Annotated in this window: 20 protein-coding genes; 11 read left to right on the top strand and 9 right to left on the bottom strand. The window is 70.6% G+C overall.

The genetic code is table 11. The features are described from left to right. Nucleotides 1–49: 49 nt before the first annotated feature. The 4 genes from ACY1JX_RS02390 to ACY1JX_RS02375 form a co-directional block, all read right to left on the bottom strand. Complete coding sequence (locus ACY1JX_RS02390) at nucleotides 50–1,396, bottom strand: MFS transporter (protein ID WP_462565082.1); 1,347 nt, start codon at nucleotides 1,394–1,396, stop codon at nucleotides 50–52. After that, on the bottom strand, nucleotides 1,393–2,154 hold the full coding sequence (locus ACY1JX_RS02385; protein ID WP_462565081.1) for a glycerophosphodiester phosphodiesterase family protein: 762 nt from the start codon (nucleotides 2,152–2,154) through the stop codon (nucleotides 1,393–1,395). The genes ACY1JX_RS02390 and ACY1JX_RS02385 overlap by 4 nt, the downstream gene beginning before the upstream one ends. A 53-nt stretch (nucleotides 2,155–2,207) precedes the next feature. After that, complete coding sequence (locus ACY1JX_RS02380; protein WP_181755723.1) at nucleotides 2,208–3,746, bottom strand: UDP-N-acetylglucosamine 1-carboxyvinyltransferase; 1,539 nt, start codon at nucleotides 3,744–3,746, stop codon at nucleotides 2,208–2,210. 85 nt (nucleotides 3,747–3,831) lie between these two features. After that, the gene (locus tag ACY1JX_RS02375; protein ID WP_462565080.1) at nucleotides 3,832–4,470 is read right to left on the bottom strand and encodes an MBL fold metallo-hydrolase; all 639 of its coding nucleotides are present in this window, start codon (nucleotides 4,468–4,470) and stop codon (nucleotides 3,832–3,834) included. A 26-nt stretch (nucleotides 4,471–4,496) separates the two neighbouring features. On the opposite strand from ACY1JX_RS02375, the gene ACY1JX_RS02370 reads away from it, so the two are divergent. Genes ACY1JX_RS02370 through ACY1JX_RS02360 form a run of 3 tightly spaced genes read left to right on the top strand, consistent with a single transcriptional unit; the run spans nucleotide 4,497 to nucleotide 6,812 of the window. Continuing rightward, nucleotides 4,497–4,988 carry a phosphoribosyltransferase gene (locus ACY1JX_RS02370; protein WP_181755725.1) on the top strand — a complete coding sequence of 164 codons (492 nt, stop codon included), beginning with the start codon at nucleotides 4,497–4,499 and terminating at the stop codon, nucleotides 4,986–4,988. A gap of 7 nt (nucleotides 4,989–4,995) precedes the next feature. Beyond that, on the top strand, nucleotides 4,996–6,138 hold the full coding sequence (locus ACY1JX_RS02365; RefSeq protein WP_462565079.1) for a serine hydrolase domain-containing protein: 1,143 nt from the start codon (nucleotides 4,996–4,998) through the stop codon (nucleotides 6,136–6,138). 53 nt (nucleotides 6,139–6,191) lie between these two features. Further along, nucleotides 6,192–6,812 (top strand): alpha-ketoglutarate-dependent dioxygenase AlkB, encoded by a 621-nt coding sequence (locus ACY1JX_RS02360; protein ID WP_462565078.1) that lies wholly within the window; start codon nucleotides 6,192–6,194, stop codon nucleotides 6,810–6,812. Here ACY1JX_RS02360 and ACY1JX_RS02355 read toward each other — a convergent pair. After that, nucleotides 6,778–7,188 carry a DoxX family protein gene (locus ACY1JX_RS02355; RefSeq protein ID WP_181755728.1) on the bottom strand — a complete coding sequence of 137 codons (411 nt, stop codon included), beginning with the start codon at nucleotides 7,186–7,188 and terminating at the stop codon, nucleotides 6,778–6,780. The genes ACY1JX_RS02360 and ACY1JX_RS02355 overlap by 35 nt on opposite strands. 14 nt (nucleotides 7,189–7,202) lie before the next feature. Beyond that, a complete protein-coding gene (locus tag ACY1JX_RS02350; protein WP_181755729.1) occupies nucleotides 7,203–7,721 on the bottom strand; it encodes a GNAT family N-acetyltransferase in 519 nt (172 codons plus the stop codon). Between the two features lie 103 nt (nucleotides 7,722–7,824). On the opposite strand from ACY1JX_RS02350, the gene ACY1JX_RS02345 reads away from it, so the two are divergent. From ACY1JX_RS02345 to ACY1JX_RS02330, 4 genes are read left to right on the top strand one after another with little or no spacing between them, the layout of a single operon-like run. Continuing rightward, nucleotides 7,825–8,430, top strand: coding sequence for a DUF2975 domain-containing protein (locus ACY1JX_RS02345; RefSeq protein ID WP_462565077.1), 606 nt, complete (start codon nucleotides 7,825–7,827; stop codon nucleotides 8,428–8,430). Beyond that, nucleotides 8,430–8,654 (top strand): helix-turn-helix domain-containing protein, encoded by a 225-nt coding sequence (locus ACY1JX_RS02340; protein WP_181755731.1) that lies wholly within the window; start codon nucleotides 8,430–8,432, stop codon nucleotides 8,652–8,654. The genes ACY1JX_RS02345 and ACY1JX_RS02340 overlap by 1 nt, the downstream gene beginning before the upstream one ends. 45 nt (nucleotides 8,655–8,699) lie before the next feature. Then, nucleotides 8,700–9,719: an LLM class flavin-dependent oxidoreductase gene (locus ACY1JX_RS02335; RefSeq protein WP_462565076.1), complete on the top strand. Its 1,020-nt coding sequence runs from the start codon at nucleotides 8,700–8,702 to the stop codon at nucleotides 9,717–9,719. Nucleotides 9,720–9,745: 26 nt separating this feature from the next. Then, nucleotides 9,746–10,399 carry a 4a-hydroxytetrahydrobiopterin dehydratase gene (locus ACY1JX_RS02330; RefSeq protein ID WP_462565075.1) on the top strand — a complete coding sequence of 218 codons (654 nt, stop codon included), beginning with the start codon at nucleotides 9,746–9,748 and terminating at the stop codon, nucleotides 10,397–10,399. 10 nt (nucleotides 10,400–10,409) lie between these two features. On the opposite strand, the gene ACY1JX_RS02325 is transcribed toward ACY1JX_RS02330, so the two are convergent. Both ACY1JX_RS02325 and ACY1JX_RS02320 read right to left on the bottom strand, forming a co-directional pair. After that, complete coding sequence (locus tag ACY1JX_RS02325) at nucleotides 10,410–11,654, bottom strand: RNA polymerase sigma factor (RefSeq protein ID WP_462565074.1); 1,245 nt, start codon at nucleotides 11,652–11,654, stop codon at nucleotides 10,410–10,412. Nucleotide 11,655: 1 nt separating this feature from the next. Continuing rightward, nucleotides 11,656–12,081 (bottom strand): YciI family protein, encoded by a 426-nt coding sequence (locus ACY1JX_RS02320; protein WP_181755735.1) that lies wholly within the window; start codon nucleotides 12,079–12,081, stop codon nucleotides 11,656–11,658. Nucleotides 12,082–12,234: 153 nt separating this feature from the next. On the opposite strand from ACY1JX_RS02320, the gene ACY1JX_RS02315 reads away from it, so the two are divergent. From ACY1JX_RS02315 to ACY1JX_RS02300, 4 genes are all read left to right on the top strand, one after another. Further along, nucleotides 12,235–14,589: an ATP-binding cassette domain-containing protein gene (locus ACY1JX_RS02315; protein ID WP_462565073.1), complete on the top strand. Its 2,355-nt coding sequence runs from the start codon at nucleotides 12,235–12,237 to the stop codon at nucleotides 14,587–14,589. A 58-nt stretch (nucleotides 14,590–14,647) separates the two neighbouring features. Continuing rightward, a complete protein-coding gene (locus ACY1JX_RS02310; protein ID WP_462565072.1) occupies nucleotides 14,648–15,850 on the top strand; it encodes an MFS transporter in 1,203 nt (400 codons plus the stop codon). Between the two features lie 73 nt (nucleotides 15,851–15,923). Further along, the gene (locus tag ACY1JX_RS02305) at nucleotides 15,924–16,835 is read left to right on the top strand and encodes a GNAT family N-acetyltransferase (RefSeq protein ID WP_462565071.1); all 912 of its coding nucleotides are present in this window, start codon (nucleotides 15,924–15,926) and stop codon (nucleotides 16,833–16,835) included. Nucleotides 16,836–16,862: 27 nt separating this feature from the next. Beyond that, nucleotides 16,863–17,720, top strand: a complete 858-nt coding sequence (locus tag ACY1JX_RS02300; RefSeq protein ID WP_286928801.1) for an alpha/beta fold hydrolase — start codon at nucleotides 16,863–16,865, stop codon at nucleotides 17,718–17,720. On the opposite strand, the gene ACY1JX_RS02295 is transcribed toward ACY1JX_RS02300, so the two are convergent. Further along, the gene (locus ACY1JX_RS02295; protein WP_462565070.1) at nucleotides 17,703–18,431 is read right to left on the bottom strand and encodes a VOC family protein; all 729 of its coding nucleotides are present in this window, start codon (nucleotides 18,429–18,431) and stop codon (nucleotides 17,703–17,705) included. The two genes, ACY1JX_RS02300 and ACY1JX_RS02295, sit on opposite strands and share 18 nt — an antisense overlap. Nucleotides 18,432–18,447 lie beyond the last annotated feature (16 nt).

The following is an 18,447-nucleotide window of genomic DNA, read 5'->3' as shown; positions in this document are numbered from 1 at the left end:
AACGTACGCCAGATCCGTGAGATTCCCCTGAGAGCGACGTTTCGCCCCGTCAGCGCGTGAGGCTCCTCGCACGGTCCTCGATGTGTGCGGGCACCCGCAGCAGCAGGAGGAGACCCAGGGCCAGGATGATCATGATGCCGAAGATGCCCCAGCGATCCGTCGTGGTGCCCAGCAGGAGGTTGCCGGCCCAGATCGTCAGGGCGAACGCCAGCGGAGCCATGAATGACACGGCGCGGCCGGTCATCGCGTAGAGCCCGAAGTTCTGGCCCTCGCGGCCCGGCACGGTGATGCGGGTGAGGTAGGTGCGCGAGGCCGACTGGGCCGGCCCGACGAACAGGCACAGGCCGAGACCGAAGATCCAGAACATCCGGGGGCCCTCGACGAAGAGCAGCACGACACCGCACACGAGCATCGAGACGAGCGAGAACACGATCACCGCGCGTGGCCCGATCCGGTCGTCGTAGCGGCCCGCGAGCAGCGCGCCGGCGGCGGAGATCACGTTGGCGGCGACGCCGAAGAGGATCACGTCGTCCTTCGTGATCCCGTAGACCGACACCGCGAGCACGGCACCGTAGGCGAACACCCCGGCCAGCCCGTCGCGGAAGAAGGCGCTCGCGATGAGGAACTTCAGGGTGTCGCGGTCGTCGCGCCACATCGTGGTCACGTCGTTCCAGATCCCGCGGTACGAGTCGACGATGCCCACCTTGGCGGAGTCCTCGTTCGCGGTGGCGGGCAGCTCGGGGACCTTGAGGAACAGCGGGATGGCGAAGACCAGGAACCACACGGCAGCGACGAGGGCGATGACGCGGATGTTGAGCCCGTTCTCCGACGAGACGCCGAAGATTCCGCGGGTGTCGCCGTCGCCGGTGACGAAGCCGAAGTAGCAGATCAGCAGCAGTACGATGCCGCCGAAGTACCCCATGGCCCAACCGAAGCCGGAGACCCGCCCGACGTCGTCCGGCGTGGAGACCTGGCGCATCATCGCGAAGTAGGGGACCTGGGTGAGCTCGAAGATGACCGAGCCCGCGGCCATGAGCGTGAGGCCGAGCCACAGGAAGTGCCAGTCGTTCTCGACGAAGAACAGCGACGCCGTGATGAGGACGACCGCGAGGGTGAGCCAGAAGAGGCTCTTCTTGCGCGCGCCACCGGCGTCGGTCCGTCGGCCGAGGGCGGGCGCGATCACCGCGATCAGCACGGCCCCGGCGGCGCTCGAGAGTCCGAGCCAGGTGGCTGCGCGGAAGGGACCGGGGACGTCGTCGCCGACGCCGTCGACGAGGTAGACCGAGAAGATGAAGGTGACGATCACGGCGTTGAACGCCGCCGAGCCCCAGTCCCAGAGGCCCCAGGCGACCACGCGCCCCCGGTCACGCCGGGTGGCCACGATCTCGTCGCTCATGCGGGCTCCTTCCACTGGCCGCGCTCCTGCAGCACCTGCCGGAGCAGGTCGGTGCGGTCGGTCATGATCCCGTCGACCCCGAGGTCGGCGAGCCGGTGCATCTCGGCGGGCTCGTCGACCGTCCAGACATGGACGAACTTGCCGGCGCGGTGGGCCCGGCGCAGGAACCTGGGTGTCATCACGCGGGCGCGCCCGTGGCGGACCGGCACCTGGAAGATCAGGGGCGCCGCCGGGACGCGCCCGGTGAGCACCATCTGCGCGACCTCGCGAGAGGACGCCGAGGTGACGACCCGGGGGAGTCGGGCCCGCATCCGCACGAGGCGCGCGTGGGAGAACGACGCGAGGCAGATCCGGTCGAGGATCTCGAGCCGCTCGACCAGGTCGGTGGTGGCGTCCACGGCGTCGTCGGCCTTGACGTCGATGTTCCAGCGGGCCTCGGGAAGCGCCTCGACGAGGGTCTGCAGCCGCACGATCGGCTCGCGGTCGCCGAGCAGCGCCTCGTCGATCTCGGCCGACGTCAGGTCGGCGATCGCGGTGTCCCGGCCGAGCAGCCGGTCCAGCTTCGCGTCGTGGCACGCGTACACGACACCGTCGCGGCTGCAGCGCACGTCGGTCTCCATGTAGCGGTAGCCGAGGTCGTAGGCATGGGTGAACGCGGCGAGCGAGTTCTCGATCCCGAGGTTCTCCTCGACGGTGGCGCCCCCACGGTGCGCGAAGGCGATCGGCGGGGCCGGCTCGAGGTACGGCGGTGTCCTCACGCGACCAACCTAGGGCACCTGTGAGGGCGGAGGAGGCAGGTGCGCGGAACGCGTCAGATGTCGCGGAAGGTCTCGATCTCGGCGCCGAGCGCGTTGAGCCGCAGCGCCAGGTCCTCGTAGCCGCGGTTGATGACGTAGACGCTGCGCAGCACCGACGTGCCCTTGGCCGCGAGCATCGCGATGAGGATGACCACCGCGGGTCGCAGCGCGGGCGGGCACACCAGCTCGGCACCGCTCCAGTGCGTGGGGCCGTCGATCAGCACGCGGTGCGGATCGAGCAGCTTGACCTTGCCGCCGAGCTTGTTCAGCTCGGTCAGGTAGATCGCGCGGTTCTCGTAGACCCAGTCGTGCAGCATCGTCTGGCCCTCGGCGGTCGCCGCGATGACGGCGAAGAAGGGCAGGTTGTCGATGTTGAGGCCGGGGAACGGCATCGGGTGGATCTTGTCGATCGGGGCCCGCAGCGTGGACGGGTAGGTGGTGATGTCGACGAGCCGCGTCTGGCCGTTCTCGGCGAGGTACTCGGCGGAGCGGTCGTAGGCGAAGCCCATCTCCTCGAGCAGCGCGAGCTCGATCTCCATGAACTCGATCGGCACGCGCCGCACGGTGATCTCCGAGCCGGTGACGATTGCCGCGGTGATCAGGCTCATCGCCTCGATCGGGTCCTCGCTGGGGGCGTACTCGACGTCGCCGCGGATGTCGCGCTTGCCCGTGACGCGCAGCGTGGTGGTGCCGATGCCCTCGATCTGGACGCCGAGCCGCTCCAGGAAGAAGCACAGGTCCTGGACCATGTAGTTCGGGCTCGCGTTGCGGATCACGGTGGTGCCCTCGTAGCGCGCCGCGGCCAGCAGGGCGTTCTCGGTGACGGTGTCGCCGCGCTCGGTGAGCACGATCGGGCGCTCGGGGGAGACGCCGCGGGCGGCCGAGGCGTGGTAGCTGCCCTCGGTGGCCAGGACCTTGAGACCGAACGGCCGCAGCGCGGTCATGTGCGGCTCGACGGTGCGGGTGCCGAGGTCGCAGCCGCCCGCGTAGGGCAGCTCGAACTCGTCGACCCGGTGCATCAGCGGGCCGAGGAACATGATGATGCTGCGGGTGCGCCGGGCCGCGTCGGCGTCCATCCGGGCGAGGTCGAGGCGCTCGGGGACGACGAGCTGGAGGTCGTTCTGCTCGTTGAGCCACGTGGTGCGGACGCCGATCGACTCCAGCACCTCGAGCAGGCGGTTGACCTCCTCGATGCGGGCGACCTTGCGCAGCACGGTGGTGCCGGTGTTCAGCAGGGCCGCGCACAGCAGCGCGACGCCGGCGTTCTTGCTCGACTTGACGTCGATGCTGCCCGAGAGCGTGGTGCCGCCCTTGACGCGCAGGTGGCTCGGGCCGGCGACCGGCGCGACGCTCACGAGCTCGGAGTCCAGGGCCGATCCGATGCGGGCCAAGGTGTCCAGCGTGAGGTTCTGCTGGCCCTTCTCGATGCGGTTGATGGCACTCTGGCTGGTCTTCAGCTCGGTGGCCAGCTGTGCCTGGGTGAGGCCGGAGTGCTGGCGCGCGTCGCGGATCAGGGTGCCGATCCGGGCGAGGTAGGAGTCGCTCTGGGTCATATGCTCCAGCGTATATCAGTTGTGAGATAAAGCCAGTCTGGCCATGGTGAGTGTCGACACGGTGTGAGTGTCGACACCGCGCCGATCAGCGCGCCAGGGCCCCATCCTGGGGGAGCCGCTGGAGGTCGGCGACGCCGCCGTGGCCCTCCACGTGGGTCCAGTAGATCCCGTACGCGACCTCGGAGATCGTGCAGTCGTGGATCGGGAAGGCGGTGCGGGGCGCCACCGCGCGCAGGAACTCCACGGTCTCACTGACCTTCGCCCACGGCGCCGACAGCGGGAGCGCGAGGATGTCGACGCCGCTCGGCCGGTACTCGTACGTGTCGCCCGGATGGAACAGCGTCGGCTCGCCCTCGGCCGTGACGAGGACGCCGACGTTCCCGACCCGGGGGAGCGCGGGCAGGATCTCGGCGTGACGCGAGCCCACTCCGGTGAGGGTGAGCCCGCCGACCTCGAAGGACGCGTCGGCGCCCGTGGGCTCGAAGCCGTCCAGCTCGGCGGCCGTCTCCGGCTCCGCCAGCAGCCTCGCCCGCGGGTTCGCCGCGACGAGATCGCCGATCCGGTCGCGGTCGACGTGGTCGGCGTGCTGGTGCGTGACGACGACGGCATCGAGGTCCGTCAGCGCGAAGGTGGCCGGGACGCTGAAGGCGCCCGGGTCGATGAGGATGCGGGTCCCGGCGGCCTCGACGAGGACGGCGGCGTGCCCGAAACGGGTGACGTCCATGTTCGTCATCGTGCCACGATGGGCGCATGGACGACCGCGAGATCCTGACCTGGCACACCTACGGCACGGCGGTCCGCGAGCTGGCGCAGTCGGTGGCCGACTCCGGCTTCGCGCCCGACATCGTCCTGGGCATCGCCCGCGGCGGGCTGATCCCGGCCGGGTCCGTGGCCTACGCGCTGGACTGCAAGAACCTGTTCACGATGAACGTCGAGTTCTACACCGGAGTCGGCACCACGCGCGACGAGCCCACGCTGCTGCCGCCCTTCCTCGACCTCGCCGAGCTGAACGACCTGTCGGTGCTGGTCGTCGACGACGTGGCGGACAGCGGGAAGACCCTCGAGCTCGTGGCGCGTGTCTGCTCGGAGCACGCGGGGGAGGTGCGCTCCGCCGTCATCTACGAGAAGCCGCGCACGATCCTCGCGCCCGACTACGCCTGGCGACGCACCGACAAGTGGATCAACTTCCCTTGGTCGAGCGAGCCCGTCATCACGTCGCGCACCGGCGTGCTGGACGCCTGAGTCCCCGATGAGCCTCGACCGCGTCGCCGGGACCATGCGCGACGTCGCCACGCGGATGGCCGTCCCCGGCCTCACCTGGGCCACGATCTCCGGCCCGCGCCAGACCGTCCAGATCGGGTCCGCGGGACCGCTCGGCCACGACACGATCTTCCGCATCGCCTCGATCACGAAGCCGATCGTCGGCGTGCTGGCCCTGCGGCTCGTGGACGAGGGCGTCTTCGCCCTCGACGACGCGATCGACGCCTGGCTGCCGGAGTTCGCGGACCGTCGCGTCCTGCGGGAGCGCGGAGGGGCCCTCACCGACACCGTGCCGGCCGCTCGGCCGACCACCGTGCGAGACGTCCTGGCGATGGGATCCGGGCTCGGCTGGGACATGAAGGCGGCGCCGGACGACCCCCTCGCGCGGGAGTTCGACGCGCGCGAGCTCGGTTCGGGCTGGGAGCCTCCCGTGGTGCGCCCGGACCGCTGGGCCGAGCTGGCGGGCGCGCTGCCGATGGCGCACCAGCCGGGGGAGGGCTGGATGTATCAGTACTCCTACGACGTCCTCACGGTGCTCATCGAGAGGGCCACCCGGCGGCGGCTCGATCTCCTGCTGCGGGACAAGGTCTTCGCGCCCCTCGACATGGACCACACGGGCTACGCGGTGCCGATGAACGACGTCGACCTGGTGCCGTCTGCCTGGTTCCCGAACCGGCGGGGCGACTTCGTGGAGGTGGCTCCCACGGGCGACCCGAGGCTCATGAACGTCCCGGTGTTCCGGTCGGGCGCCACCGGGCTGCTCTCGAGCGCCGGCGACCTGGCGAAGTTCGCCCAGATGCTCCTGCGCGAGGGCCGAGGTCCTCGTGGACGGGTCATCTCGCGGGCGTCCTTCGCGGCGCTCACCACCGACTCCGTGGTCGCGCCGGCGCGCGCCATGGCCCGGGAGTTCCTCGAGCCGAACCTCACCTGGGGGCTCGGGGTAGGCGTGGACCTCGACTCGCGGTACCCCGGCTCGCACGCGGGCCGCTTCGGCTGGGACGGCGGCACCGGCACCAGCCTGTGGGTCGATCCGGTGTCGGGCGTCGGAGGCGTCCTGCTCACGAGGCAGGGCCTGGGCACGCCGGAGCCGCCGGAGTACCTCGAGGCGTTCTGGGGCGCCGTGCACGCGTGACACGCCGGGGCTGATGAGAACACGTGTTCGGCGAAGCGGCGTAAAGTGTTGGCATGTGGTTCCAAGGTTCCCTGCTCGACGGTGACGCCGGTGTGCGCGTGGGCCCGCTTGACCGCGTGCAGCGCCACCCGCTGTCCGACGGCGCCTGGGTCGACACGCTGCCCGGATGGGTGAGCGGCTCGGACGAGCTGTTCGAGACGCTGCGCACGGAAGTGCCCTGGCGCGAGGAGCGGCGGGAGATGTACGAGCGCGTCGTCGACGTTCCCCGGCTGCTCTGCTTCTACGGCCCCCGGCGCCCGCTGCCCCATCCCGCGCTGGACGAGGCGCGCGACGCACTGTCCGCGTACTACGCCGACGAGCTCGGCGAGCCCTTCGTGACGGCCGGCCTGTGCTTCTACCGCGACGGGAACGACTCGGTCGCCTGGCACGGCGACCGCATCGGCCGCAGCCGCACCGAGGACACGATGGTGGCCATCCTGTCCCTCGGTGCCGAGCGCAAGCTCAGCCTCCGGCCCGCCGGGGGAGGCCCGCAGACCGGATTCAGCCTCGGCCACGGCGACCTCTCGGTCATGGGCGGCAGCTGTCAGCGCACGTGGGAGCACGCGATCCTCAAGACCGCGCGTGCCGTGGGACCCAGGATCAGCGTGCAGTTCCGCGTCGCCGGCGTTCTCTGACCAGCTCGAGCGCGTCGGTCGACCACAGCGCCCACACCACGAGCACCGGCTGGAAGAACAGCCGGGCCAGACGGGCCCGGTCGCTGTCGAGACCGAAGGCGTCCACGCCGTTCAGGTACTGCGAGACGTTGCCCGGGAAGACGGCGACGAAGAACGCGGCGGCCACCAGCCCGATCACCCGGCGGTGCCGGGGGACCGCCATCAGCGCGGCGCCCAGGGCGATCTCCACGACGCCGGACACCACGACCACGAACTCCTCGTCGAGGGGGATGCTGTTCGGCACCTGCGCGTCGAACTCGTCGCGGGCGAAGGTCAGGTGGCCGATGCCGGCGAACGCCAGCATGCCGCCGAGCAGGATCCGGCCGATCGTCTTCATGCCCCGACGCTAGGTCAGTCGCCGAAGATGCGCTCGTAGAGGACGTGGTCGTGCCACGTCCCCGCCAGGCGCAGGTAGTCGCGCGCCACACCGAAGCGCACGAAGCCATTCTTCTCCAGGACGCGCTGGCTGGAGTGGTTGTCCAGGCGCGTGCCGGCCTCGATCCGGTGGAGGCCGAGCCGCACGAACGCGAGCTGCACGATCTCGTCCACGGCGGCGCTGGCCAGCCCCTGGCCCTGGTGCGCCTCGTCGACGTAGTAGCCCAGCACGCCCTTCATCGAGGGCCCACGGACGATCTCGTTGAGGTTGACCCGGCCCACCACGGAGTCGTCGGGGCCGAGGATCACCCGAGGGAAGGACACGCCCTCCTCGTACCGGCGGAGCGCGTCCTGGATGATCGCGCGCTGTCCCTTCTCGGTGAAGTAGACCTCGGGACGCTTCGGCTCCAGTGCGGCCATGGCGCGACGATTGCGGCGCAGGACGTCGGCGAGCGCCTCGGCGTCGGTCGTGGCGACGAGTCGGGTGACGGCCATGGCGAAATCATGTCAGGCACGGACCACGGGGCGGCGGAGGTTTGACGCGGGTCACATATCGTGTTTCGATAGCATCGACAAACGATATGAAGCGAGGTCTTCCATGAAAGCGCCCTTCGGCACCGCCACCCGTTCGGACCTGTGGCTCGCCGTGGCCCTCGCGGCCGCGGTCATCGTGGGCACGGCGATCGACGCGGCGCGCCGGGTCGTGGAGATCCTGCCGAATCGCGACGTCCCGGTCGAGGTCTACTTCGAGAGCCAGCAGCAGGCGATCGCGATCACCGGGCTCACCGAGCCGGTGCGCGTCGACCTGGACCATGCCACGATCCGCGTCTCGGACCTGGCACCGGCCAGCTACGTCTCGGCGATCGCCGCCGTGGTCGTCCCGGCCCTGGCCGTCATCGGCGTCATGGTGTGCATCTCCTGGCTGTGCCGCAACCTCGCCGGGGGCGTGTTCTTCAGCCGGACCAACACCCGATTGGTCACCGCGACGTCGTTGCTGATCGTCGGGGGCTGGATGCTGAGCTCCCTGGCCAGGACCATGGCCAGCAACGGAGCGCTGGCCACGGTCTCGCCCGAGGCCGCCGACGTCTCCGTGACGATGCAGTTCTCCCTGATGTACCTCTTCATCGCGATCGTCGTGGGCAGCCTGGCCGCGGCGTTCCACGCGGGGGAGCGGATGCAGCGGGACGCCGAAGGTCTGGTCTGATGCCGCCGGAGGACGACGAGCACCGGGTGCACTGCCGGCTCGACGAGCTGCTGGCGGACCGGGGGATGACGCTCACGCGCCTGGCCGAGATCGTCGGCGTCACGGTGGTCAACCTGTCGGTGCTGAAGAACGACCGCGCCCGCGCGATCCGGTTCACCACCCTCACCGCGATCTGCGAGGCTCTCGACTGCGAGATCGGGGACCTGCTGGTCATCGCGGAATGACAGCTCATCGCGGAATGATTGGCGCCGCGCAGCGTTGACCCCGACATGAAGAACATCGGCTTCCTGTCGTTCGGGCACTGGTCCGACTCGCCCCAGTCGGCGACCCGCTCGGCCCGGGACACGCTCCTGCAGTCGATCGACCTCGCCGTCGCGGCCGAGGAGCTGGGCGCCGACGGCGCGTACTTCCGCGTGCACCACTTCGCCCGCCAGCTGGCCTCGCCGTTCCCGCTGCTCGCCGCCGCGGCCGCGCGCACGAGCCGCATCGAGCTGGGCACCGGCGTCATCGACATGAGGTACGAGAACCCGCTGTACTTCGCCGAGAACGCCGCCGCCGCCGACCTCATCTCCGGCGGCAGGCTCCAGCTGGGCATCAGCCGGGGATCACCGGAGCAGGTCGTCGCCGGCTACCGGTACTTCGGCTTCGAGCCGCCCGAAGGCATGAGCGACGCCGACATGGCCCGCGGCCACACGCAGGTGCTCATGGAGGTGCTCAAGGGGGAGGGCTTCGCCGAGCCGAACCCGCGGCCGATGTTCCCGAACCCTCCGGGCCCGCTCCCGCTGGAGCCGCACTCGCCCGGGCTGCGCGACCGCATCTGGTGGGGCGCCGGCTCGCGCGCGACCGCCGAGTGGACCGCCGAGCAGGGCATGAACCTGATGAGCTCGACGCTGCTCACCGAGGACACGGGCGTGCCGTTCCACCAGCTCCAGGCCGAGCAGATCCAGCGCTTCCGCGACGCGTGGAAGGCGGCCGGTCACCAGCGCGAGCCCCGCGTCTCGGTCAGCCGCAGCATCTTCCCGCTCGTGTCCGACCTCGACCGGTCCTACTTCGGGCACGAGTCGCGCAGCACCGACCAGGTCGGCTTCCTCGACGGTGGCTCGGCGCGCTTCGGCCGCTCCTACGCGGCCGAGCCCGACGTGCTGGTGAAGGAGCTCGCCGAGGACGAGGCGATCGCGGCCGCCGACACGCTGCTGCTCACCGTCCCGAACCAGCTCGGGGTCGACTACAACGCCCACGTGATCGAGAGCCTGCTGACGCACGTGGCTCCCGCACTGGGCTGGCGCTGATCGCGACCCGGGTCGATGCTGTCCTCATGAGCACGCTCGACGTCCCGACGATCATCGCCGCCGGCCTGGATGACTGGCGCCCCCTCGTCCACAGCCTGCACGCCCGGTTCCGAACCGGCGACTTCGCGCAGGGCCTGGAGTTCGTCGTGGACATCGGTGCCGCGGCCGAGGCGGCGAACCACCACCCGGACGTGAAGCTCACCTACACGCACGTCGACATCACGCTGATCAGCCACGACTCCGGCGGGATCACCGACCGCGACCTCGACCTCGCGCGCACGATCAGCGACCTGGCGGGGGAGCGGGGGTTCGAGTCCGACCCCGCGCGCCTGGCCATCGTCGAGATCGCACTCAACGCCCAGGACAAGGACGCCATCGGCCCGTTCTGGGCCGCGATGCTGACGGGCGACGCGAACGCCTACGACGGCGAGCAGGTCACCGACGACACCGGCCAGGTGCCGCTGCTGTGGTTCCAGCCCACCGAGGAGCGCACCGAGGTCCCGCCGATGTGCTTCCACCTCGACATCTGGATCCCCGTGGGCCAGCTGCCGTCCCGGATCGAGGCCGGCGTGGCCGCGGGCGGGCGCGTCTTCGACGATTCGGAGTCGCCGTCCTTCGTCGTGCTGGAGGACGCCGAGGGCAACAAGGCCTGCCTCTGCACCGTGATGGACCGTGGCTGACCGGACCTGATCAGGGGGAGCCGAACTCCAGCGACGCCGCGCGCGCCTGCAGCCAGGCCCGCTCGAGGTCGTTCCCCGCAAGCTCGGCCGCCGCGATGAACTGGCCGCGTGCCTCCGCGGTGCGGCCGAGCCTCAGCAGCAGATCGGCGCGCGTGCTGGCGACGAGGTGGCTGCGCGCGAGCGTGCCCTCGGCGTCGATCCGGTCGATCTCGGCCAGCGCGGGCTCCAGGCCGCCCTCGGTCATCGAGAGCGCCGCGGCGCGGTTCAGCCGGACGACGGGTCCCGGGACGAGCGCGGCGAGCGCGTCGTAGAGCACCAGGATCCGCTCCCAGTCCGTGGCGGCGAACGACGGCGCCGTGGCGTGGCACGCGGCGATGGCGGCCTGCAGCGCGTAGGGGCCCCGGCCGCGACCCAGGCCGTCGACCCGCTCGAGCGCCTCGACGCCGCGGGCAATCTGCGACCGGTCCCAGAGCCGGCGGTCCTGGTGGGCCAGCGTCACCGGGTCCCCGTGGCGGTCCGTGCGAGCTGCAAAGCGCGACGACTGCAGCTCCATCAGCGCGACCAGCCCGTGGATCTCGGGCTCGCGGGGCAGCAGACGGCTGACGACGCGGCCGAGGCGCAGCGCCTCCTGGGCGAGGTCGCGGCGGACCCAGCGGTCGCCGGCGCTCGCGGCGTAGCCCTCGGTGTAGAGCAGGTAGATCACGGTGAGCACCGCCGAGAGCCGGGTGGACCACTCGGTGTGGTCGGGCACCTCGAACGGCACGCGGGCCTCGCTGAGGGTCCGCTTGGCGCGGACGATGCGCTGCTGGACCGCCGGGACGGTGGACAGCAGCAGGCGCGCGATCTCCGTGGTGGAAAGTCCGGCCACGACGCGCAGGGTCAGCGCGACCTGGGCCTCCCGGGCGAGCACGGGGTGACAGGCGGTGAAGACGAGGCGCAGCAGGTCGTCCTCGATCGGCTCCCACGCCGCGTCGTCCTCCTGGTCGAGCTGGTGGGCCATCGTCCGATGACGCTCGTCGAGCGCCGCCCTGCGCCGCCAGCCGTCGACTGCCCGGCGCCGGGCCACCGTGGTGAGCCACGCGCCGGGGTTGCGGGGCACGCCCGACTCGGGCCAGACGCGCAGCGCCTCGGCGACCGCGTCCTGGGCGAGGTCCTCGGCCTCGGAGAGATCGCCGGTCACGCGAGCCAGGGTGGCGACGACCCGCGGGCCCTCGATGCGCCAGACGGCATCGAGGGTCGCGGCGAGATCGTCCATGTCAGGCGTTGCCGAGCTGCTCGCGCCAGCCGGCCTCCTTCTGCACGTACTCGTTGTCGGCGAAGTCCTCGAAGTCGGACTCGTCGGTGATGCGACGCACCTCCAGCTTCGACCCGGGGCCCAGCGGGCAGCGCTTGGCCCACTCGACGGCCTCCTCGCGCGAGGCGACCTGCAGGACCCAGAAGCCGTTGAACAGCTCGTGCGTCTCGCCGTAGGGACCGTCCGTGACGATCGGCTCCTCGGCGGAGAAGTCCACCACGAAGCCCTCCGACGGGTCGGAGAGGCCGTCGCCCCCGGCCATCACGCCCGCGTTCATGAGCGCCTCGTTGTACGCGCCCATCGCGTTGATGATCTCCTCGAAGTCCATCTCCTTCGACGCCGCGAGGGCCTCGTCGTTGGTGCGCATGATCAGCATGTACTTCTTCATGATTCCGGTCCTCTCGTCGGACGCACCTTGCGTCCTCTCACCATGACGTCGAACGGCGTTGGCCGAGATCGACAGCCTCCACGAAAAAAGTTCGTCGAATCTCGTCCGGGCCACGGTATAGGTTCTGCGAGGGAACAGGAGAGGACCTTTCGCATGAGTCATCCGGCCGACACGCACGACCTGATCCGCGTCCACGGCGCCAGGGTCAACAACCTCAAGGACGTCAGCGTCGAGCTGCCGAAGCGGCGCCTCACGGTGTTCACCGGCGTCTCGGGCTCGGGCAAGAGCTCCTTGGTGTTCGGCACCATCGCCGCGGAGTCCCAGCGCCTCATCAACGAGACCTACAGCTCCTTCGTGCAGGGCTTCATGCCCACGATGGCCCGTCCCGACGTCGACGTCCTCGACGGTCTCACCACCGCGATCCTCGTCGACCAGGAGCGCATGGGCTCCGATCCGCGCTCCACGGTCGGCACGGCCACCGACGCGAACGCGATGCTCCGGATCCTGTTCAGCCGCCTCGGTGAGCCCCACGTCGGCTCGCCCCAGGCGTTCTCCTTCAACGTGGCGTCCGTCAGCGGCGCGGGCGCCGTCTCGTTCGAGACCGGCGGCCGCACGGTGAAGGAGCGTCGCGAGTTCTCGATCACCGGTGGCATGTGCCCGCGCTGCGAGGGCAGGGGAGCGGTGTCGGACTTCGACCTCACCGCCCTCTACGACGAGACGAAGTCGCTCGCCGAGGGCGCCCTGACGATCCCTGGCTACTCGATGGAGGGCTGGTACGGCCGGATCTACCGCAACGGCGACTTCTTCCCCGGTGACAAGCCGATCAAGGACTTCACGAAGAAGCAGCTCGACGCCCTGCTCTACAAGGAGCCGACCAAGATCAAGGTCGAGGGCGTCAACATCACGTTCGAGGGGCTCATCCCGAAGATCCAGAAGTCGATGCTCTCGAAGGACCGCGAGGCGATGCAGCCGCACATCCGCGCGTTCGTCGACCGGGCGATCACGTTCCAGACCTGTCCCGAGTGCGACGGCACGCGCCTGAACGAGGGCGCGCGGTCCTCGAAGATCAAGGGCCTCAGCATCGCCGACGCCTGCGCCATGCAGATCACCGACCTCGCGGCCTGGGTGCGCGAGCTCGACGAGCCGTCGGTGGCGCCGCTGCTGTCGGTGCTGGGCGACACGCTCGACTCGTTCGTCCAGATCGGCCTGGGCTACCTGTCGCTCGACCGGCCGGCGGGCACGTTGTCCGGCGGCGAGGCCCAGCGCACCAAGATGATCCGACACCTCGGATCGTCGCTGACCGACGTGACGTACGTGTTCGACGAGCCCACGGTGGGGCTGCACCCGCACGACATCGACCGGATGAACGAGCTGCTGCTGCAGCTGCGCGACAAGGGCAACACCGTCCTGGTGGTCGAGCACAAGCCCGAGGCCATCGCGATCGCCGACCACGTCGTCGACCTCGGTCCAGCGGCCGGCAGCGGCGGTGGCCAGATCATGTTCGAGGGCACCTTCGACGGCCTGCGCGCGAGCGACACCGTCACGGGGCGCCACATCGACGACCGGGCCTCCCTCAAGGACTCGGTGCGCACCCCCACGGGCCAGCTCGAGGTGCGCGGTGCGAACTCGCACAACCTGCAGGACGTCGACGTCGACATCCCGCTCGGCGTCCTCGTGGTCGTCACGGGCGTCGCCGGGTCGGGCAAGAGCTCGCTCATCCACGGCTCGGTCGCCAGGAACGACGATGTCGTCGCGATCGACCAGGGCGCGATCCGCGGGTCGCGACGCAGCAATCCCGCCACCTACACCGGCCTGCTCGATCCGATCCGCAAGGCGTTCGCGAAGGAGAACGGCGTCAAGCCCGCGCTCTTCTCGGCCAACTCCGAGGGAGCCTGCCCGAACTGCAACGGCGTCGGCGTCGTCTTCACCGACCTCGGCATCCTGGCCACCGTGGAGTCGCCGTGCGAGGTGTGCGAGGGCCGCCGCTTCGACGCCGCCGTGCTCGAGTACAAGCTGGGTGGGCGCGACATCAGCGAGGTGCTGGCGATGCCGGTGGCCGAGGCGCACGCGTTCTTCGCCAAGGACGGCGTCAACGTCGCCGCCGCCGCGAGGATCCTCGCCCGCCTCGAGGACGTGGGCCTGGGCTACCTCACACTGGGCCAGCCGCTGTCCACCCTGTCCGGCGGCGAGCGCCAGCGCATCAAGCTGGCCACCCACATGGGGGAGAAGGGCGGCACCTACGTCCTCGACGAGCCCACCTCCGGCCTGCACCTGGCCGACGTCCAGCAGCTGCTCGGACTGCTCGACCGCCTCGTCGAGGCCGGCAAGTCGGTCATCGTGATCGAGCACCACCAGGCCGTGATGGCGCACGCCGACTGGATCATCGACCTGGGTCCGGGCGCCGGCCACGACGGGGGCCGGATCGTCTTCGAGGGCACCCCGGCCGACCTCGTGGCCCAGCGCGCCACGCTCACCGGCGAGCACCTGGCGGCCTACGTCGGCTCCTGATCGTCGGAAGGTGGGGCTGCTGGGGCCAGGTGTGACCTGTCCTACACTCGGCCTCATCATGCGAGCGCTTCCCACCGAACGGACCCCGGTCCGCCGTCAGGTGGGCTTCGTCGTCGTCCTGGTCGCACTGACGGTCTTCCTGATCGGCGCCAGCGCTCCCTCACCGTTCTACCCGGTGCTGCAGGAGCGCATCGGCTTCTCCTCGGTCACGATGACGCTGATCTTCGCGGTCTACGCCGTGTCGATGCTGGTGACGCTGCTGCTCACCGGATCCCTGTCGGACCACCTCGGCCGGCGGCCGGTCATGACCGCCGGACTCCTCGTCCTGGCGGTCAGCATGACCGCGTTCTGGCAGGCCGAGAGCGTCGGTCTTCTCATCACCGCACGCATCGTCCAGGGATTCGGCGCCGGCCTCCTGATGTCCTCGATGTCCGCGGCGGTCGTCGGCCTTCAGCCCGTGAGCCACCCGGGCTGGGGCGCGATCGCGAACTCGGTCACGCCGCTGGCCGGACTCGCCGCGGGAGGCCTGATCGCCGGTCTCGTCCTCGAGTACGTGGACGAGGATCCGTTCACCGCGATCTTCGGCGTGCTCACCGGCGTGTTCGTGCTGATGGCGCTCCTGGTGTGGGTGGCGCCCGAGACGTCGGCCCGGCGATCGGGTGTCTGGGCCTCGCTCCGACCGAACGTCGGCGTGCCTCCCGAGGCCCGCGCCGCCTTCCTCCGGGCGCTTCCCGCCCTCGTCGCCGGGTGGGCCACGAGCGGCTTCTACCTCTCCCTCGGCGCCCCTTTGGTCGCCCAGGAGCTCGGCGGCGACAGCCACGTCATGCAGGGTCTGGCCATCACCGCGATCAACGGCGCGGGCGCCGCGATGTGCTTCGTCGCCCGTGGGTGGACCGGCCGTCGCGTCACGCTGTACGGCACCACCACTCTCGCTGTCGGCACAGCCCTCACCCTCGTGGCCCTCGCTGCCGGGAGCCTGCCCTGGTTCCTCGCGGCCGCCGTGTTCGCGGGCACGGGCTTCGGGGCCTCCTTCATGGGCATCATGCGCTCGGTCACGCCGTTGGCACCGCCCGAGCGCCGGGGCGAGCTGTTCGCCGCCGTCTTCGTGGCGAGCTACGTCGCCTTCGGTGTCCCGGCGGTCATCGCCGGGTTCGCGGTCGGCGAGTTCGGCCTCACGCCCACCGCGATGGTCTACGGTGCGGTCGTCGTGACGCTCTCGGCGCTGGCCGCGGTGCTGCGGAAGTTCGGCTCCGCCGACTGACGAGCGGTACGTTGAGGAGGGAAGGCGAACGCCTTCCCCTCGTCATGTTTCCGGCAGACAGGACCCGACGCCCGTGGCCGTGATCCTCCTGTGCGACGCGGCCGGGTCGGGCAAGTCCACGTACGCCCGCCGCCTCGAGGCCGACGGCTGGGTTCGGCTGTGCTTCGACGTCGAGACGTGGCGCCAGGGCGTGAGGGCGCTGCCGGCGCCGCCCGAGATTTTGCCCGGGATCGAGGAAGAGCTGGAGGCCCGCCTCGCCGAGGTGGTACGCGCCGACCGTGACGTCGTGGTCGACCTCTCGTTCGCGACGCGCGCGCTGCGGGACGCCTACCGCGGGCTCGCCGCGGACCTCGGTGCCGTGGCCGAGACCGTCCACCTGCCGGTCGACATGTCGACAGCGCTGGACCGCGTCCGTCAGCGGCGGGACACCGGTCCGGACGACTACCGGCTCACCGACGAGGTCGTGCGAGCTCAACTGGAGGGTTTCGACGCCCCGACGTTCGCCGAGCACCCGCTGACGATCGTCGACGGTGACCTCGTGCTGCGTCACGCACGACCTGCCGACGTGGGGGAGCTGCTGGAGTTCTGGTCCGGATCGGCGAAGAACGCGTCGCGGCCGCAGGACTCCGAGGTCGCGGTGGAACGGCTGCTCGCGCGCGATCCCGCGGCGGTGATCGTGGCCGATGTCGATGACCGGATCGTCGGCACCGTGATCGCGGGCTGGGACGGCTGGCGGGCGCATCTCTACCGACTCGCGGTCGGGAGGGACATGAGGGGACGCGGCATCGCGCGGCGGCTGCTGCGGCACGCCGAGGAGCGACTCATCGATCTCGGCGCGAGCCGTCTCGACGCGATGGTCCTGGACGGGAACGAGGCAGGAGCCGCGGTCTGGCGAGCGGCGGGTCATGCGCCGCAGGGGGAGTGGAGCCGGTGGGTCAAGCCGGTCGGGCCGCGGGAGACCCCCGGCGGGGCTACCGTGGAGTAACACCCGACGAGGATCAGGAGGCTGCCCGTGTCCACCTCAGCGCGGACGATGGTCCTGCACGGCCACGAGCTGTCGTACCTCGACCGGGGCGACGGACCCGTGGTCCTGTTCATCCACGGGATCCTGGGCTCCCAGCACAACTGGGTGCACCTCGTGAACCGGATCGACGACACCCAGCGGGTGATCGTCCCGGACCTCTTCGGGCACGGCGCCTCGGCGAAGCCGATGGGGGACTACTCGCTGAGCTCGCACGCGGCGACGCTGCGTGACCTGCTCGACCGGCTCGGTGTCGACACCGTCACGGTGGTGGGCCACTCGCTCGGCGGTGGCATCGCGATGCAGTTCTACTACCTGTTCCCCGATCGGGTCGAGCGTCTCGTCCTCGTGGCCAGCGGCGGGCTCGGCCGCGAGGTGAGCCCGCTGCTGCGCGCCGCGACGCTGCCGGGCGCGGAACACGTGCTGAGCGTCGTCGCCTCCGGCTGGGTGCTCGGCAAGGTGGAGTCCGCCGGGCGCGCTGCGGCCAGGATCGGCTGGAAGCCCGGCGCCGACGTCGGCGCCATCTGGCGCGGCTTCACGTCGCTCGGCGACAAGGAGAGCCGCAAGGCGTTCCTGGCGACGACCCGTGCGGTGGTCGACCCCGGCGGCCAGACGGTCAGCGCGCACGACCACCTCGGGGACGTGGGCCCGATCCCGGTGCTGCTGGTCTGGGGGAGCAGGGACCGGATGATCCCCGCCTGGCACGCGATCAAGGCCCAGGAGTCGGTGCCGGGCTGTCAGGTCGAGCTGTTCGAGGGCGCCGGGCACTTCCCGCACCTCGACGACCCCGACCGCTTCGCCGACGTCCTGGCCCGGTTCATCGCCACGACCTCACCTGCGGCTGGCTGAGGACAGGACGCAGAACTCGTTGTCGTCGGGATCGCGCATGACCACCCAGTCCACCGTGCCCTGACCGATGTCGGTGCGGGTCGCGCCGAGTCGCTCGAGTCGCTCGACCTCGGCCTGCTGGTCGCCCGTCGGGCGCAGGTCGAAGTGCCAGCGGTTCTTGGGTGGCTTCTCCAGCAGCGGGGGACCGCCCCACGAGATCTTGGTGCCGCCGTGAGGTGACTGGATCGCCGTCTCCTCGTCCTCGTCCCACACGAGCAGCCAGTCCAGGGCCGCCTGCCAGAACAGTCCGACCTCGCGGGTGCCGTCGCACGACAGGGCGCCGATCGTGCCGCAGCCGGCCAGGAACTTGTTGCCGGGCTCGATGACGCAGAACTCGTTGCCCTCCGGATCCTCGAGGACGACGTGCTCGGCGTCCGCGCCCTGGCCGATGTCGAGGTGGCGGGCACCGAGCTCCACGGCCCGCGCGACCATCGCCTCCTGGTCGTCGAACGACGCGCTGGTGAGGTCGAAGTGCATCCGGTTGGGGAGGGTCTTGGGGTGCCGCGTGGGCTGGATGTCGATGGCGAACCCGAGGGCGTCGGGGGAGGGCAGCGTGAGCACCCCCTCATCGTGGGTGTCGACGACCTCACGGCCGAGGACCTGGCCCCAGAAGGTGGCGAGCCTCGCCGGCTCGCTGGCGTCGATGACGAGTGCTTCCAGTCGACTGCTCATGAGTGCCACGCTAGAC

This window comes from Aeromicrobium sp. JP4, from assembly GCF_054957925.1.
The sequence above is the reverse complement of the archived record's forward strand: the minus strand, read 5'-3'. Positions and strand labels throughout refer to the sequence as shown.